Origin of the sequence: Porphyromonas sp. oral taxon 279 str. F0450 (assembly GCF_000292995.1) — a bacterium.
GTDB classification, from domain to species: domain Bacteria; phylum Bacteroidota; class Bacteroidia; order Bacteroidales; family Porphyromonadaceae; genus Porphyromonas; species Porphyromonas pasteri.
Genome location: NZ_ALKJ01000016.1, coordinates 47,894 through 65,163 on the forward strand (window position 1 = coordinate 47,894; position 17,270 = coordinate 65,163).

Below are 17,270 nucleotides of genomic sequence, written 5' to 3' on the forward strand. Positions count from 1 at the left end.
ATCTTAGTAGATAGCTCATCTATCGACGATGTATGACTACTTCAAGCGCCCACCTAACCTCCCTCTTAGCTTTTATTGCTCTTGTCCTGCTTAGCCCCAGCTGTCGAGCTGCCCACGATGGGCAGAATGGTGAAGAGGGTGATCAGGCTCGCGAGGGAGTCGTCAGCTATACCGAAGACTACTCTAAGGTCCCGCTCCCCCCGCATACTTACCGCCTGACGCTCCCACATGCCAGCCCCCTCGAGGACTTCCGAGTGGAGATCGTACCGGCTCTTCCCAATACCGACCCGACGCACACCAGCCTCGATGGGCGCTTCGTACCCAGTACCCAGGTGGATGTCTTCTCCTCCTACCGCTATCAGCATGGCGAGGGGATTATCTCAGCCTTCGACAAGCCTATCAAGGGTCTGGATCCTAAGCCCTTCCTCTATGGTGAGCCCCTCCTTCTGCCCTTCCGTGGTAATAAGGAGCTGGCTATCACGATCAATGATAGTGTGCGTGTCGTCTACCGTATCTGGCGCGCTATGGGCAAGGCGACGAAGGTCAGCCCAGACTCCGCGGCCAGTAAGCTTCCCCGCAAGCGAGGCTATACGGCCTACGTCATCACCGCTCCCGAGCGTCATAAGGGCAATAGCCCAGACTACTATATTGAGCTGATCCCGTGCATACGGAAGAAGGTCGACTGCAATATCCATGTACTGAGCGGAAAGTTCGAGCTCGATATGGAAGCTGAAGGGCTGAACCTTCCCTACATCTTCAAGAGTGATGGCAAGACCATGTCCACTCGCATGGGCTGCCCTGATGCTCGACTGGAAGAAAAACTCATCCGGCACATGGGCCTCGTGGTCCTGCGTAATGCTGGCGAATCGGTCACGGTGTATATACCCGATCGCTTCACGTTGCTCACTCGCTGCTACCGTCCAGAGGGCAAGCGCGAGCTGTTGACCAGCGACAGACAGCCACAGCGCAATCTGAGTGCGCAGATGGATGGTGATCAGAGATAATATCGTATCTTTGTAAAGGCGTTGTGCCTGACACGCGAAGATCTGTGTGCTGTGTGTCGGGCTTAAAAGGGAATCGAGTGAGAATCTCGAACAGTCCCGCTGCTGTATGTGCATCATACTGCTCCCTGCCGAGGGCTATGTCGAAGCCCTGACCACTGGAGGTTCTGTGTCTCTGGGAAGGGTGGCTGGGAGACAAGGTGCGCGAGTCAGAAGACCTGCAACGCTCATTCAAAATGCTTCGAGGAAAGCTACAAGTGTGGGTCTCTATGCTTGGAATTTATTCCCCAAAGAGGATGTCCGCTCTTTTGAATAAAGTGGGCAGTGGTACTTTTGCCGTAATGATTTAGTGGATATGCCTCAGGTGGCGTCCAGGACGGTGGGGAAACTCGCGGGTCAGGACTCCTGCCTGAGGCTTATTCGTTGTGATGCCTCCGGATGCTATATCTTTGTACTATAGCAGATGTCTAATAAGTAATCATCGACGTGGTAGATTCGACTTTGCCCAAGGAATTTTCGGTAGCTCTAAAGGGAGCCCTCTCCTTGTTTATTGTAGGGACGCATATCAGCTCACTGTGCCAGCCTGATGAGGCGCTCCTGTGGCTACGTGTGTGCAATTTCCTCACACCGCTTGCCCTGGTCTTCTTCTTTTTCCTCTCGGGCTATGGGCTGATGACCCAGCTGCGTCTGCGTACCCTTCGTACACCTACTCCTACACCGTCTGCTCTTTGGACGGGTTGGCTCCCTCGGAGGCTCTGGGGGCTCATTAAGCCATTCCTCTTCTTCTATGCTGTGGCACTCTTCTTCCTCTTTGCCGGAGAGGGATTTAATCATATTCCTCAAGCGCTGGAGCGACTTAAGTTTAACCTCTTGATTTGGAAGTTTGGCATTCCTGGCCCTGAGACGGCTGCGTGGTATCTCTTGGAATTGATACTGCTCTATGTGTTCTTCTACTTCTCCTTCCGATATGTCCGACGTTGGGGTAGGGCTGTACTCGTGCTCATCTTGCTTACGCTCCTCCTTATGTTAGCCGCATGGCAGGCCAGCTTCGGATACTACTGGCTCCGCTATCCTCTTTGCTTCTCGGTGGGTGTGGCCTATGCTATCTACGAGAGGAGTATATATAAGCAGATAAAGTCGTATCGCATCCTCTGCCTTCCTGCAGTACTACTCTTGATGGGGGTATATACATGGAGTGTGCTGACCTTCCCGAATCAGTCTATAGTGCTGATCTTCATCAGCCATCTTGCTTACTTCGCCCTGCCTGTGATGCTCACGGCTCTTAGCAAAGCTTGGGGGATGACGGACTTGTTTATGCGACGTGCGCACGGCCCCCTTGGGAGTGCTCTGATGTGGCTCGGTGGTATATCGCTTGAGACCTACCTTCTGCATATGTCCTTCGTGAACTTCTTTAGGAGCCCAGTCATCTATATTCAGTCGCCACTACTTTACCTTGTAGTGGTTTATACTGCCACTATATTCGGCGCCTATCTCATTGCTCGCTATCTCCGCGTCTTGGTGCGTGCTTGAGGTAGTCTCATTTTTACTTTCTCCCCCTCTTCTCTTCTCGCTGATACAGCGATATGGTTAGCTATATATAGGTAGGTAGCCGCGCTGTGGTGCGTCAGTTTTGTGGTGTATGTACCTACTATGAGGTATATGCAGTGGTAGGATTATGCCTTTTTTTCGCTAATGTTAGTACGGCATATACCTAATTAAGCTATCTTTGTAGCGTGCATTGCATGAGGAGGTGTGTCCCGACACAGCTATGGGGCGCCCTAATGTCTTGCACAATAGCAATATATCTCCACAAGAAGGCAATAACATAGAATCAATTAAATAGCAACTTTATGTCGTGGTTAATTAAATCTTCGATCGGGCGTAAGCTGGTCATGAGCATCTCAGGCCTTGCGCTTATCCTGTTCCTGACCTTCCACATGTCGATGAACCTTGTGGCGCTCTTCTCTGAAGAAGCCTACAACGCCGTGTGTGAGTTCCTCGGAGCTAACTGGTATGCTCTGGTCGCTTCGATGGGGCTGGCAGTCCTCTTCATCGTCCACATCGTCTATGCCTTCATCCTGACGCTTCAGAATCGCAAGGCTCGCGGTAACGACCGCTATGATGTCGTCGACAAGCCTAAGGGGGTCGAGTGGGCGTCGCAGAACATGATGGCTCTCGGTGTCATCATCGTCCTCGGGATCTTCCTGCACCTCTTCAACTTCTGGGCAAAGATGCAGCTCGCAGAGATCATCGGTCAGCATGACCTCGGTATCGATGGCGTCACTGGTCCTACGGATGGTGCTGGCCTGATCCGCTACACCTTCTCTAATCCCATCTTCGTAGTCCTCTACCTCATCTGGCTGGGCTCACTGTGGTTCCACCTGTCACACGGCTTCTGGAGCTCACTGCACACCATCGGCTTCAACAACCGCGTCTGGTTCGAGCGTCTGCGTTGCATCTCCAACATCTATACGACGATCATCGTCCTCGGCTTCGCTGTCGTCGTGATCTATTATTTCATCCAAGCCCTCTGCGGGGGCTCCTTGTGGTATTGCTAACCACAGTTCATCCCACAAGTAAGCTATCCATACCTCTAAGATTATGTCTAAGATAGATTCGAAGATCCCCGCCGGCCCATTGGCCGAGAAGTGGACCTCCTATAAGGACCATCAGAAGCTCGTCAACCCTGCAAACAAGCGCCGCCTCGACATCATCGTCGTCGGTACGGGCTTGGCTGGTGCCTCCGCTGCTGCCTCGCTCGCTGAGATGGGCTTCAACGTCTTGAACTTCTGTATCCAGGACTCTCCCCGTCGTGCACACTCGATCGCTGCTCAGGGGGGTATCAATGCTGCTAAGAACTACCAGAACGATGGTGACTCCGTCTACCGCCTCTTCTACGATACGATCAAGGGTGGTGACTACCGTGCTCGCGAAGCAAACGTCTATCGTCTGGCCGAAGTGGCTAATAGCATCATCGACCAGTGCGTCGCTCAGGGTGTGCCTTTCGCTCGCGAATACGGCGGCCTTCTCGACAACCGCTCCTTCGGGGGGGCACAGGTCTCTCGTACATTCTACGCTCGTGGTCAGACGGGGCAGCAGCTCCTCCTCGGTGCTTACTCTGCACTGAGCCGCCAGGTCGGTAAGGGCACGGTGAAGATGTACACCCGCCACGAGATGCTCGACGTCGTCATCATCGATGGCCGTGCTCGTGGTATCATCGCCCGTAACCTCGTCACGGGTAAGATCGAGCGCTTCGCCGCTCACGCTGTCGTCATCGGTACCGGTGGCTATGGTAACGCCTTCTTCCTCTCCACGAACGCTATGGCCTCTAACGGCTCAGCTGCATGGCAGTGCTACAAGAAGGGTGCTTACTTCGCTAACCCCTGTATGGCACAGATCCACCCCACGTGTATCCCCGTCCACGGCGAATTCCAGTCTAAGCTTACGCTGATGTCTGAGTCGCTCCGTAATGACGGCCGTATCTGGGTCCCCAAGAATATCGAAGACGCTAAGAAGCTCCAGGCAGGTACGCTTCGTCCTACCGATATCAAGGAGGAGGATCGTGACTACTACCTCGAGCGTCGCTATCCCGCCTTCGGTAACCTCGTGCCTCGTGACGTCGCCAGCCGTGCTGCTAAGGAACGCTGCGACGCTGGCTACGGTGTCAACAACACGGGTCTGGCTGTCTTCCTCGACTTCTCCAGCGCTATCAAGCGTCTTGGTAAGGATGTCGTAGAAGCTCGCTATGGTAACCTCTTCCAGATGTACGAAAAGATCACCAACGACAATCCCTATGAGACGCCGATGATGATCTATCCCGCTATCCACTACACGATGGGTGGTATCTGGGTGGACTACGAGCTCATGACCTCTGTCCCTGGCCTCTTCGCTATCGGTGAAGCTAACTTCTCCGACCACGGTGCTAACCGCCTCGGTGCTTCGGCTCTGATGCAGGGGCTCGCTGACGGCTACTTCGTACTGCCCTACACGATCCAGAACTATCTGGCTGACCAGATTCAGGTGCCCCGCTTCAGCACGGACCGTCCTGAGTTCGACGAAGCTGAAAAGGGTATCCAGGATCGTATCGCTCGCCTGATGAGCATCAAGGGTAAGCAGTCCGTCGACAGCCTCCACAAGAAGCTCGGTCACATCATGTGGGACTTCGTAGGTATGGGTCGCGAGCGCGAAGGCCTCGAGAAGGCTATCGTCGAGCTCAAGGCTCTGAAGAAGGAATTCTGGAGCGACGTCCGTATCCCTGGTAAGGCTGATGACCTCAACGTGGAGCTCGAGAAGGCTCTTCGTCTGGCTGACTTCATCGAGATCGGCGAACTTATGGCTCGTGACGCTCACGACCGTGAAGAGAGCTGCGGTGGTCACTTCCGCCTCGAGCACCAGACGCCCGAAGGTGAAGCCCTGCGCCACGATGATCAGTTCGCTTACGTCTCCTGCTGGGAGTACCAGGGCGAAGATCAGGATCCCGTCCTTCTGAAGGAACCTCTGGACTACGAGTTCGTCGTACGTCAGCAGCGTAACTATAAGAACTAACCCCAAGCCAACATCCACAATGGACAAGAATATAAATATCAAGGTTAAGGTCTGGCGTCAGCGTGGCCCCGAGGTAAAGGGTGCGTTCGAAACCTACGACCTGCAGAATATCTCTCAGGGTAGCTCCTTCCTGGAGATGCTCGATATCCTCAACGAGCAGCTCGTACGCGAAGGCAAGGAGCCCGTTGTCTTCGACCACGACTGCCGCGAAGGTATCTGCGGTATGTGCTCGCTCTACATCAATGGGCATCCCCACGGGCCCGATGATAGCATCACGACCTGTCAGCTGCACATGCGTCGCTTCAACGATGGTGATACGATCACCATCGAGCCTTGGCGCTCGGCTGGCTTCCCCATCATCCGTGACCTCATGGTAGACCGCTCGGCCTACGACAAGATCATCCAGGCTGGTGGCTTCGTGTCGGTCAATACAGGTGGTGTACCCGATGCTAACGCTATCCCCATCCCTAAGGCTAACGCCGACATGGCTATGGACGCTGCTGCTTGTATCGGTTGCGGTGCCTGCGCAGCAGCTTGTAAGAACGGCTCGGCTATGCTCTTCGTCTCTGCTAAGGTCAGCCAGCTGGCTCTCCTCCCACAGGGTCGTGTCGAAGCTGCCCGCCGTGCTAAGGCTATGGTCGCTAAGATGGATGAGCTGGGCTTCGGTAACTGTACGAACACTCGTGCTTGCGAAGTCGAATGCCCCAAGAATATCTCGATCTCCAATATCGCTCGTCTGAACCGCGAGTTCCTCGCTGCTAAGTTCAAGGACTAAGCTCCGAGACGAATCCCTCTCTTCGGCCTCCTGTGGCGGCTTCTCCCCTTCGCGGGAGAAGTCCTTCGGAGCCGACTACCATCGCTCTCTTCAGGATTCACCTCCTGGATTGAATAGGTTAGATTGGTGTAGTATCGCCCGCCCTCCTGAGCCCACGGCTCCTGAGGACGGGCGATCGCATTATAGCCTCCCTGCACTTCGTCTGCGGGGAGGCTTCTTTGTTTTCCCGAAAGGCGCTGACCATACCCATAGGAGACAGTTGCGGTAGAGTCCTGCCCTCCATTTAGAGTGCTAAGGCATCGTGCGCCCAGCTCCCCGATACACCTCTCCGAAGCGACACGCAAGCCCTTCGCCTTATTGCGCGTATTCCTCTTATCCTGCGAAGGGAAAAGTGTCCTTCTCGTGAAGGAAAAAGCGCCTTCATATAGTGGTTTTCCTCTGTCTACGCACGTAGTCTTAAAGACTAGGCACGTAAATCCAAATGTCCACGTACGTAGATATTAGAGCCACGTACGTAGCCCAAACTTATTTGCCACTCGTCCACAACTTTTATCCCTACGCGGAGCAACAGTCTCCATAGAGGAGGGTAGTGCGAAGCTATATTGGTCGGCAGGTGAATCTCCGTCCCTGTACACGGCTACATAGATAGTCCGAGGCCCTGCTGTGCATCGCACGGCAGGGTCTCGGACTGTATGGGTAGGGCATATCTCAGCCTGCCCGACGGGGAGAGAGCAGCGGGGCCTTACTTCATAATAAGGCCCTCGGAAGAGCGGAGGAAGGCGATGACCTGCTGGACTTCGGGACCGTCAGGTACCTGCTCTTCGATCTGCAGGATGGCGTCGTAGAGGCTGATCTTACCATTGAAGACCAGGCGATAAGCCATAGCGAGATGGCGCTGTGTGCGCTCGTCGATACCTGCCTTGGAGAGCATGCCCGCATGGATCCCAGCGTAGACGGCGGGGTTGTCCTTGACGGTGATGAAGGGCGGTACGTCTTCGCCGAAGCGGCAGCCCGTGAGGATGAACGCCAGATCACCGATGCGACAGCGGGGCTTGGCCGTGACGCCGCTACTGAAGATCGAGCGGCTACCGATAGTGCAGTCGCAGGCGATCTTGACGGCATAGCCGAAGACATTCTGATCACCTACCTGACAGTTGTGCGAGATGTGGGTGCCCTCCATAAGGATGTTCCCACTGCCGATGACGGTGGAGACGTCGCTGCGGGAGGCACGGCTGATGACTACGTTCTCACGGATCACGTTGTTGTCGCCGATGATGAGTGTGGACTTCTCGCCCTTGTAGGAGAAGTCCTGGGGCGAGGCACCGAGCACGGCATTCTGATAGATGGTGTTGCCACTACCGATGCGTGTGCCATTCATCAGGCTGACGTGCGGGTAGATGGTGCAGTCGTCACCGATGACGACGTCGTCCTCGATGTAGGCGAAGGGATAGATCGTCACACGGGCGCCGATCTGGGCGCCAGGTGCGATGAAGGCTTGTGGACTGATCATAGCGATAGGGGATTACTGGGCGCCTCCGCCGAGGGCATTATAGAGGTTGACGACGGCCTGCATCTTGCTGAAGCGGTCTTGAATCTGCGAGAGCTGGGCCTGCAGGAGTGCCTGCTGGGCGGTGATGACCTCGAGATAAGAGGAGGTCTTCCCCGTCTTGAAGAGGGTCTCGACGATCTCGACATTCTTCTCGAGGCTCTCGATCTGTAGGGTCTCGGCCTTGATCTTCGCCTCGGAGGCCTCATAGAGGGCGAGGGCATTGCTTACCTCAGCACCGGCATTGTAGAGGCTTTGCTGGAACGCCAGACGTGCCTTCTCTTCCTCCGCCTCAGCTACGCGAAGGCCTGCGACGAGCTTACCATTGGCGAAGATGGGCTGTGCCAGTGAGGCAAGAGCCGAGGCGATGAACTTCATCGGGTTCGATACGGCCTGCCCAAGGGCGCCCGTCCAGCCTGCGCTCCCCGAGATGTTGAGCGAGGGGTAGAAGGCGGCACGTGCACTATTCGTCTGATAGTAGCAGCTGGCCAGAGCCATCTCCGCTACGCGCACATCGGGGCGTGCCGAGAGTAGCTGAGCGGGTACACCGACGGCGAAGGTGCTGGGGAGCTGCTGCGCCTCGAGCGTGGAGCGGCTATAGGTGCGAGGCGACTCGCCGAGGAGGAGGGCCAGCGCATTCTCCGTCGTGGTGATCTGGCGCTCGATCTCGGGGATGGAGGCCTCTACCTGATGGAGGTTGGCACGGGCGGACTGCACGGAGGACTCCATAGCCCGGCCGAAGTCCTTCTGCGCCTGCATCACCTCGAGGGTGTGGGCGGCGAGCTCGGCAGCCGAGCGGGTGAGCTGGAGCTGGCGGTCGAGCATCAGCAGCGTGTAGTAGCTATTCGCCACGCTCGCGATGACACGGCCACGGACGAGCTGCTGGTAGGCCTGAGCACGGAGGAGCTGGGCCTGCGTCGAGCGGGAGGCATTCAGCAGCGAGCCGAAGAGATCCACCTGCCAGCTGGCCTGCACGGGCAGCGTGTAGCTGTAGCTGGCGGGTGCGCCCTCGGTCTTACCTGCCGAGATCGAGGGGGCGAGCGTCAGCGAGGGGAAGAAGGAGAGGCGGGCGGCCTTGAGCTGGGCCTCTGCCTGCTGGGTGGAGAGGTTCGCCGAGAGTAGGTCGACATTCTGCTGGAGGGCCTTCTCGATGAGTGCCTGCAGGGGCGCATCGGTGAAGAGCGCACGCCAGGGCGTCTGCCCGAAGGACGTCGTGTCTTGGCTCAGCGTGTCGATCTTGTCGCCACGGTAGACGCAGGTGTCTACCGTGGGACGCTGATACTTCTTGTAGACGCCACAGCCTGTGAGTGTGAGGCTGAGGGCGAGGAGGGGAAGGCTATGCTTGAGCGTCATCTTGTGATTCGGTCTTGGAGGTGTTGGAGAACTGAAGGATCTCACCCGAGGGCTTCGAGGTGATGATGTCGTCGAAGCGTAGGGGCTTGAAGCGCTCCTGCAGGCTCTGGAAGACGACGAAGAGGGCGGGGACGATGAAGATCTGCAGGATCATCCCGATGAGCATCCCGCCGACGGTGCTGGCACCGAGCGTGGAGTTCCCATTAGCCCCGACACCACTGGCGAACATCAGCGGGAGGAGCCCCACGATCATCGCAAGCGAGGTCATCAAGATGGGGCGCAGACGAGCCACCGCCCCGAGGATCGCACTCCACGTGATCGTCATACCTGTGCGGCGGCGGTCCAGAGCGAATTCGACGATGAGGATGGCGTTCTTTGCCAAGAGACCGATGAGCATAATCAGAGCGATCTGCATATAGATATTGTTCGTATGCCCGAAGATATTCGAGAAGATGAAGGCACCCGAGAGCCCGAAGGGGATGGAGAGGATGACCGAGAAGGGCAGAAGGTAGCTCTCGTACTGCGCACTCAGGATGAGGTAGACGAAGAGCAGACAGAGGCCGAAGATGAGCGCTGTCGTATCTGATGAGCCCTGCTCCTCACGCGTCAGACCCGCGTAGTCGTAGCTGTAGCCTGCCGAGAGCGTCGAGCTGGCGACCTCGGAGACGGCCTTCAGTACGTCCCCCGTGGCATAGCCTGGGGCGGGGGAGGCCATCACGTCGATAGAGGTGTAGAGGTTGAAGCGGTTCACACTCGCAGGGCCGTAGACCTTCTCCGTGGTGATGAAGGAGGTGATAGGTGCCATCTCACCCGTGCCGGTACGCACATAGATATTGCTCAGGGCGTTGATGTCGAGGCGCTGCTCGGGGGCGGACTGCAGGAGCACGCGGTAGAGCTTACCGTAGCTATTGAAGTTCGCCACGTACATCCCCCCGAAGTAGCCCTGCAGGGTGGAGAGGACGGTCTGCGGTGTCGTCCCGGCACGCATCGTAGCGGCTACGTCGACGTCGATGACGTACTGGGGGAAGCTGGGGTTGTACTGCGTCATCGCATAGGCGACCTCGGGACGTGCATTGAGTGCGGCGAGGAACTTCTGCGTCTCGGCGAAGAACTTATCCAGCTCGCCCCCCGTCTTGTCGAGCATCGTCAGCGATACGCCCGAGGCCATACCATAGCCCGGGACCATCGGTGGGGTCATCGCCAGTACGGAGGCATCCTTGATGGTAGCGCCATAGGCGAAGAGCTTGCCTGCGATCTCACTCGTCGTCGTCTTACGCTCACCGAAGGGCTTCATACGGATGAACATCGAGCCGTAGTTCGAGCCCGAGCCACCTATGAGGCTGAAGCCCGAGATGCTCATCGCCTGCTCGACACCGTCCTGTGCCTTCGCTACGTCGGCGATATCCTTGAGCACCTTCTCCGTCTTCTCGCGGCTGGTACCTGGAGGTGTGGCGACAGTGACCATCACCGTACCCGTATCTTCCTGAGGCACGAGCTCGCTACTGTTGAACTTCATCAGGACGACCATGATGACGATACTTACCAGCACGATGAGGCCCGAGGTGACGCGATGGCGCACGAAGAACTCGACACCCTTGCGGTAGGGGCGCAGGACGCGATTCTCATACACGGCGTTGAAGGCCAGATGGAAGCGGTCGATGAAGCTGAGCTTCTTCCCCTCGTGACCCTTGTGAGGCTTGAGCAGTAGGGCGCAGAGCGTGGGGCTAAGCGTCAGAGCGTTGACGGCCGAGATGACGATAGAGACGGCCATCGTGACCCCGAACTCACGGTAGAACGTACCGCTGATCCCCGAGATGAACGACACGGGCACGAAGACCGCAGCCATGACGAGCGTGATGGAGATGATAGCGCCCGAGATCTCATGCATAGCGTCCATACTGGCCGTGCGGGCGGAGTCGTAGCCCTCGTCCAGCTTGGCGTGCACGGCCTCGACGACGACGATGGCGTCATCCACGACGATAGCGATCGCCAGCACCAGTGCCGAGAGCGTGAGGAGGTTCAGCGAGAAGCCGAAGATCTGGAGGAAGAAGAACGTACCGACGAGCGACACGGGCACCGCGATGGCGGGGATGAGCGTGCTGCGGAAGTCCTGCAGGAAGAGGTAGACGACGATGAAGACGAGGAGGAAGGCCTCGAGGAGCGTCTGGATGACGTGCCAGATAGAGGCGTAGAGGAAGTCCGTGACGTCGAGGACGTAGGTCATCTTCATGCCAGGAGGGAAGTCCTTCTCCAGCTCCTTGATCTCGGCCTTGATGGCGGTGACGATATCGTTAGCGTTGGAGCCTGCGATCTGCGAGACCATCCCCGTGACGGCGGGATTGCCATCGGAGAGGGAGTTACTGCTGTAGCTGAGGGAGCCCAGCTCGATCTTCGCCACGTCCTTGAGGCGGATGATGTTGCCCGCATCGTCGGACTTGATGATGATGTTCTCGTACTCGGGGATGCTCTTCAGACGTCCCTTGTAGCGGAGCGAATATTCATAGGTGCGGTCACCCGACTCGCCGAGGCTCCCTGGGGCGGCCTCGAAGTTCTGCGCCGAGAGGATGCCTGAGACGTCGCTGGGGACGAGGGAGTAGGCGCGCATCTTGTCGGGGTCGAGCCAGAGGCGCATGGCGTAGGTGTCTTGGCTGAAGGTGTTTGCCGAGCCGACACCAGGTACACGCTTCAGCGCGGGCAGGATGTTGATGTCGGCGTAGTTCGCGAGGAACTGTGCATCGTATCTCCCGTCTTCGCTCGTCAGCGAATAGACGAGGAGCATGCTTGACTGGCGCTTCTGCGTCGTCACCCCGACGCGCACTACGTCAGCGGGGAGGAGGGACTGGGCCTGCTGCACGCGGTTCTGCACGTTCACCGCTGCCATGTCGGGGTCGGTACCTTCCTTGAAGTAGACGGTGATGGAGGCGCCACCCGAGTTCGTGGCGGTAGAGGTCATGTAGGTCATGCCTTCGACCCCGTTGATCTGCTCTTCGAGGGGGATGATGACGGAGTTGAGCACCGTCTGGGCGTCCGCACCTGCGTAGGCTGTGGAGACCTGTACGGTAGGCGGTGCGAGGTTGGGGTACTGCTCGATAGGCAGCTGTATGAGCCCGATGACCCCGAGGATGACGATGATGATGGAGATCACCGTCGAGAGCACGGGGCGGGTAATAAATCTATCGAAATTCATTGCTCTATATGCTTCCGGTTAAGGCGGTGGGGGCTTAGTGCTTCTCAGCAGCGCCGCCCTTGCCCATCATCTGCTGGCGTATCGCCTCCTGCTGCTTGGCATAGGCTTCTTCGGTGAGGGGCTTGATGACCTCACCCTCCTTGACGCCCGTGGTGCCGGCGACGAGGATGCGGTCGCCAGCCTTGAGGCCACTGGTGACGGTGTAGCTCTGCCCATCATCGACGGGGCTGACGGAGATCTCGGTGAAGGTCAGCTTGCCGTCCTTGTCGACGGTGTAGACGAACTTCTTGTGGAGCATCTCGACCGTCGCGCTCTGGGGTACGAGGATGGCCCCTGCCGTCTGGGTGGGGACGAGGACCGTACCTACCGAGCCGCTACGGAGCTTGCCCTCAGCGTTGGGGAAGTCGACACGCAGCGCGATAGCGCCCGTGGTCTTGTCGACGACGCCGCTGATGCCCTGGATCGTGCCCTCGATGGGATATTCGCTGCCGTCGGAGAGGCGCAGACGCACCTTGGGAAGGCTCTTAGCGGTGGTAGCATCGTTGCCGCCTATAAGGGTTTGGTACTCTTGCTCAGAGACGGAGAAGTAGACGTAGGTCAGACGCGTGTCGGAGACTTGAGTGAGAGGATAGGTGCTCTGGGGATTCACGAGATTCCCTGCGCTATAGTTGATTAGGCCGACCACCCCCGAGACGGGGCTGGTGACGGTGCAGTAGGAGAGGTTCTCGCGAGCCGAGACGAGGGCTGCCTTGGCGACGGCGACATTGGCCTCAGCGCTCTTCAGGGCGTTGGCGACCTCTTCGTAGTTGCTCTGGCTGATGATGTTCTTGGCTAAGAGATCCTGGCTATTGCGCTGGTTGAGCTGTGCCGTGGCGAGCGAGGCCTGTGCGGCGGAGAGGCTGGCGGTAGCTTGTGCGACGGCGGCTCGATAGGTGACATCTTCGAGCTGGAAGAGGGGTTGCCCTGCTTTGACTCGCTGACCTTCGTCTACAAATACCTTGGTGATGACCCCCGAGACCTTGGGGCGAATCTCGGCATCAAACTCGCCTCGGATGACGGCGGGGTAACTGTTGTAGGCGGAGAAGTCGCCTGCGGAGAGGGTGCGTACGGGGAGTTCCTGGGGGCCTTGGGCTTGTCCCTGCTGGGTCGACTGGCTGGAGCAGGCGGGCAGGAGCGTGATCCCTGCGGTGAGGAGCAGGAGGCTAAGGCACGAGACGGTAAGGCGTCGATGCGTCATAATTCTTGTGGGGTTGTATTGTTGGTTTGTCTTTTGATGAAGAGTGCCCCGCAGATGAGGGCTGTAGAAAGGGACTTCCCGCCACTTCGTCACCGCCAGAAGGGCAGAGGCAAGTGGGGCGGGTAGAATTCTGCAAAGATACTCCAATTCTCAGCTCGCAGTGTCAGCCGTCTGGCTTTTCCCTGGGCTATGAGCCTCGCTTCGGATGGGTGTGGTGGAGCATTTGCCCGCTCTCCCTCGCGCGTACCTATTATATTATATTAGGAGCTTTGCTTCGCTATGTATAGAGTCCCGTCCCCCGCGAAGGTTTATTCTCCCCGCCAAATTTCTTCTGCGCCCCTCCTCCCGAAAGGGGGTGCTATGAACCTATATAGGTCGCTTCTCCGACCAATATAGGTCCACGTGACGACCTATATTGGTCAGCCCGCCGACCTGTATAGGTTGCTATTCCTCCCCTCGGCACCGCTCTTGATGCCTTGCCCATACCTATTATATGTAAAGGTATGGAGTAGCCGTGAATCCCCTGAATAGTGGTCGAAGTAATCCCGTGAAAGCAGTAAGTGAACCAAAGTGGACGGAGTTCGTCTCACCTCCGTCGCTGAGCGCTCTACCTTTGCAGTGTCCTCCAAGAGATAGGAGGCGCAAGTAAGTTTTATTCACTTTTATTCGTATCCATTATGGGAACCACAAAGCAAGCTCTCGGCTACATGCTCCGTGATGTCGAGATGAAGATCGGCAAGTTCGCCGGCAAGACCGTCACCGTCGCTACCGCCCGCGCTCGAGGGCACGTATCCTTCATGCGCTTCTGCGATATGGTGGCAGGGCACACGACCTTCAACTATATGGAGGTCGCCGCTATCCTCAACCTCGCAGCTGACACGGCGCGTAGTCTCGTCGCAGGCGGGGAGTCCGTGAACTTCGGGCGTCTGGGGAGCCTCTCACCCACGCTCCGCAGTAAGGCCGTAGCCCAGGGTGATGAGTTCAATGCGATGACGCATATCACGAGGGCACGTGTGCGCCTTCGCCCCAATCCTAAGTTCTTCCGTCTGGATGATGTAGCCTTCGAGCGCATCGCCCTGGAGAAGAAGGCCAAGGGGAAGAAGGGTAAGGGCGCGCAGCCTAAGGAAGGCGGCCACCCTGCCGAAGGGACTCCTGGCGCAGGCGATCCCGGTGCAGGCGGTCATGTAGGTATCTAACCTCGGCCTTCAGCGCTTAGCTGCTCCACTCATGGTGCTCCCCCGTCTTAGTTCAGCCTAAGGCGGGGGAGTCCCCTCGTATGAGGCTCTTTGTCGCAAGCGTATGGGGTGGGGTATTTGCACAAATAAAAAGTTTGCCTTACCTTTGTAGCCGAAATCAAAAGCCGTCGCTCACCAAGGCGAGGAAAACGGCCGATATCGGAATGACTCTGTAGCTCAGTTGGTAGAGCAAGTGACTCTTAATCACTGGGTCGTGAGTTCGAGCCTCACCGGGGTCACCAGTCAAGCGGGTATTGCTTCTCTCGAAGTGATACCCGCTTTCTTTTTGTCGGCAGGGTGTGGAGGGCGCAGGCGATGTGCCTGGCGCTCCTCGTGGATAAGTCCCTTTATTTATCGTATTTATCGTACCTTTGCACGACAAACTAAGTAATCAATCTGTATAAGAATGAGCTCAATGATAAAAGTCACGTTCCCTGACGGCAGTCAGCGTGAGTACCCTGTGGGTACGACCTCGTGGGATATAGCTGGCAGCATCAGCCCCCGCCTGCAGCAGGATGTGCTGGCCGCTGGTGTCAATGGCCAGATCTGGGACCTCATGCGTCCCCTCAAGGAGGACACCGAGCTGAAGCTCTATAAGTGGGAAGATCCCGAAGGGAAGTATGCCTACTGGCACTCCAGTGCGCACCTCATGGCCGAAGCCCTTCAGGCGCTCTATCCTGGGGTGAAGTTCGGTATCGGTCCTGCCATTGAGAATGGCTTCTACTACGATATTGACCTGGGCGAAGGGGTGCAGCTTCGCGACGCCGACCTCGCAGCCATAGAGGCTAAGATGGCGGAGTTCGCTGCCCGCAAGGAGCCTATCATCCGCCGTGACATCACGAAGGCTGAGGTGACGAAGTTCTTCGAAGAGAAGGGTGACGAGTACAAGCTGGAGCTCATCGCAGACCTCCCCGACGGGTCGATCACGACTTATTCGCAGGGCGACTTCACGGACCTGTGCCGTGGCCCTCACGTGCCTAATACGGGCTATATCAAGGCCATCAAGCTGCTGAGCGTAGCTGGTGCCTACTGGCGCGGTGACGAGAAGCGCAAGCAGCTCACGCGTCTCTACGGGATCACCTTCCCCAAGAAGAAGATGCTCGATGAGTATCTGACGATGCTGGAGGAAGCCAAGAAGCGCGACCACCGTAAGATCGGTAAGGAGCTCGGGCTCTTCTCCTTCTCGCAGAATGTCGGCTCAGGGCTGCCCCTGTGGCTGCCTCGCGGTACGCAGCTCCGCCTGCGTCTGGAGGACTTCCTCAAGCAGATCCAGAAGCAGTTCGGCTATCAGCAGGTCATCTCCCCACATATCGGCTCGAAGCAGCTCTACGTCACCTCGGGTCACTGGGCTAAGTACGGTGCGGACTCCTTCCGCCCCATCACTACGCCTCAGGAGGGTGAAGAGTTTATGCTCAAGCCTATGAACTGCCCTCACCACTGTGAGATCTTCAAGGCTCTCGGCCCTCACTCCTATCGTGACCTGCCCCAGCGTCTGGCTGAGTTCGGTACGGTCTATCGCTACGAGCAGAGCGGTGAGCTCCACGGGCTGACGCGTGTACGTGGCTTCACGCAGGACGACGCGCACCTCTTCTGCCGACCCGACCAGATCAAGGAAGAATTCTGCAAGGTGATGGATATCATCTTCATCATCTTCAAGGCGCTGAACTTCGAGAACTTCGAGGCTCAGATCTCCCTGCGCGATCAGGTGAACCGCGAGAAGTACATCGGGAGCGAAGAGAACTGGGAGCGCGCCGAGCAGGCTATCATCGAGGCTTGCGCTGAGAAGGGCCTTCCCGCCAAGATCGAGTACGGCGAAGCCGCCTTCTACGGGCCTAAGCTGGACTTCATGGTTAAGGACGCCCTCGGCCGCCGCTGGCAGCTCGGTACGATCCAGGTAGACTACAACCTGCCTGAGCGCTTCGACCTCGAATACACGGGTGCCGACAACAAGAAGCACCGCCCAGTGATGATCCACCGTGCACCCTTCGGCTCTATGGAGCGCTTCGTCGCTGTCCTCATCGAGCACACCGCAGGGCACTTCCCCCTCTGGCTCACGCCTGACCAGGTCGTCGTGCTGCCTATCAGTGAGAAGTTCAACGACTACGCTCACGAGGTAGCTGCCACGCTCAACGCACAGGATATCCGTACGCAGGTCGACGACCGCAACGAGAAGATCGGCCGTAAGATCCGTGACAATGAGCTCAAGCGTATCCCCTACATGCTTATCGTCGGGGAAAAGGAAGCCCAGGAAGGCGAAGTATCTGTACGCGTGCAAGGTGAGGGTGATAAGGGTTCAGTGAAAATTGCTACCTTTGCCGAGCAAATTGCCGAGGAGGTACACCGTCAGCTCAACGCCTGGCAGACCGAAGCTAAGTAGTCCACCTCACTCGC

At 57.5% G+C, this 17,270-nt stretch carries 11 protein-coding genes, 1 tRNA gene and 1 riboswitch; of the genes, 8 read left to right on the plus strand and 4 right to left on the minus strand.

Annotation, left to right across the window (positions count from 1 at the left end; all coding sequences use genetic code 11):
* The first annotated feature begins 32 nt into the window (after nt 1-32).
* The 5 genes from HMPREF1323_RS08955 (at nt 33) to HMPREF1323_RS03140 (ending at nt 6,321) form a co-directional block, all read left to right on the plus strand.
* On the plus strand, nt 33-1,004 hold the full coding sequence (locus HMPREF1323_RS08955; RefSeq protein WP_009432794.1) for an ecotin family protein: 972 nt from the start codon (nt 33-35) through the stop codon (nt 1,002-1,004).
* Between the two features lie 4 nt (nt 1,005-1,008).
* A riboswitch (cobalamin riboswitch) is annotated at nt 1,009-1,242 on the plus strand.
* Between the two features lie 260 nt (nt 1,243-1,502).
* Complete coding sequence (locus HMPREF1323_RS03125) at nt 1,503-2,531, plus strand: acyltransferase family protein (protein ID WP_009432814.1); 1,029 nt, start codon at nt 1,503-1,505, stop codon at nt 2,529-2,531.
* Between the two features lie 320 nt (nt 2,532-2,851).
* Complete coding sequence (locus HMPREF1323_RS03130; protein ID WP_044123973.1) at nt 2,852-3,559, plus strand: fumarate reductase; 708 nt, start codon at nt 2,852-2,854, stop codon at nt 3,557-3,559.
* Between the two features lie 43 nt (nt 3,560-3,602).
* Complete coding sequence (locus HMPREF1323_RS03135) at nt 3,603-5,546, plus strand: fumarate reductase/succinate dehydrogenase flavoprotein subunit (protein ID WP_044123974.1); 1,944 nt, start codon at nt 3,603-3,605, stop codon at nt 5,544-5,546.
* Between the two features lie 19 nt (nt 5,547-5,565).
* Nucleotides 5,566-6,321: a succinate dehydrogenase/fumarate reductase iron-sulfur subunit gene (locus HMPREF1323_RS03140; protein ID WP_009432722.1), complete on the plus strand. Its 756-nt coding sequence runs from the start codon at nt 5,566-5,568 to the stop codon at nt 6,319-6,321.
* Between the two features lie 742 nt (nt 6,322-7,063).
* Here HMPREF1323_RS03140 and lpxA read toward each other — a convergent pair.
* Genes lpxA through HMPREF1323_RS03160 form a run of 4 tightly spaced genes read right to left on the minus strand, consistent with a single transcriptional unit; the run spans nt 7,064 to nt 13,644 of the window.
* Nucleotides 7,064-7,831 carry an acyl-ACP--UDP-N-acetylglucosamine O-acyltransferase gene (gene lpxA, locus HMPREF1323_RS03145; protein WP_009432682.1) on the minus strand — a complete coding sequence of 256 codons (768 nt, stop codon included), beginning with the start codon at nt 7,829-7,831 and terminating at the stop codon, nt 7,064-7,066.
* 12 nt (nt 7,832-7,843) lie between these two features.
* On the minus strand, nt 7,844-9,220 hold the full coding sequence (locus tag HMPREF1323_RS03150; protein ID WP_009432695.1) for an efflux transporter outer membrane subunit: 1,377 nt from the start codon (nt 9,218-9,220) through the stop codon (nt 7,844-7,846).
* Nucleotides 9,204-12,407 carry an efflux RND transporter permease subunit gene (locus tag HMPREF1323_RS03155; protein ID WP_009432789.1) on the minus strand — a complete coding sequence of 1,068 codons (3,204 nt, stop codon included), beginning with the start codon at nt 12,405-12,407 and terminating at the stop codon, nt 9,204-9,206. The genes HMPREF1323_RS03150 and HMPREF1323_RS03155 overlap by 17 nt, the downstream gene beginning before the upstream one ends.
* A gap of 34 nt (nt 12,408-12,441) precedes the next feature.
* Nucleotides 12,442-13,644, minus strand: coding sequence for an efflux RND transporter periplasmic adaptor subunit (locus HMPREF1323_RS03160; protein WP_009432732.1), 1,203 nt, complete (start codon nt 13,642-13,644; stop codon nt 12,442-12,444).
* 677 nt (nt 13,645-14,321) lie between these two features.
* Here HMPREF1323_RS03160 and HMPREF1323_RS03165 point away from each other — a divergent pair.
* The 3 genes from HMPREF1323_RS03165 to thrS all read left to right on the plus strand — a co-directional run bounded on the left by HMPREF1323_RS03165 (nt 14,322) and on the right by thrS (nt 17,256).
* Entirely contained in the window at nt 14,322-14,840 is a 519-nt protein-coding gene (locus HMPREF1323_RS03165; protein ID WP_009432750.1) for an HU family DNA-binding protein, read from the plus strand.
* Nucleotides 14,841-15,045: 205 nt separating this feature from the next.
* A tRNA-Lys gene (locus tag HMPREF1323_RS03170) sits at nt 15,046-15,121 on the plus strand.
* Between the two features lie 173 nt (nt 15,122-15,294).
* A complete protein-coding gene (gene thrS, locus HMPREF1323_RS03175) occupies nt 15,295-17,256 on the plus strand; it encodes a threonine--tRNA ligase (protein ID WP_009432734.1) in 1,962 nt (653 codons plus the stop codon).
* Nucleotides 17,257-17,270: the final 14 nt, after the last annotated feature.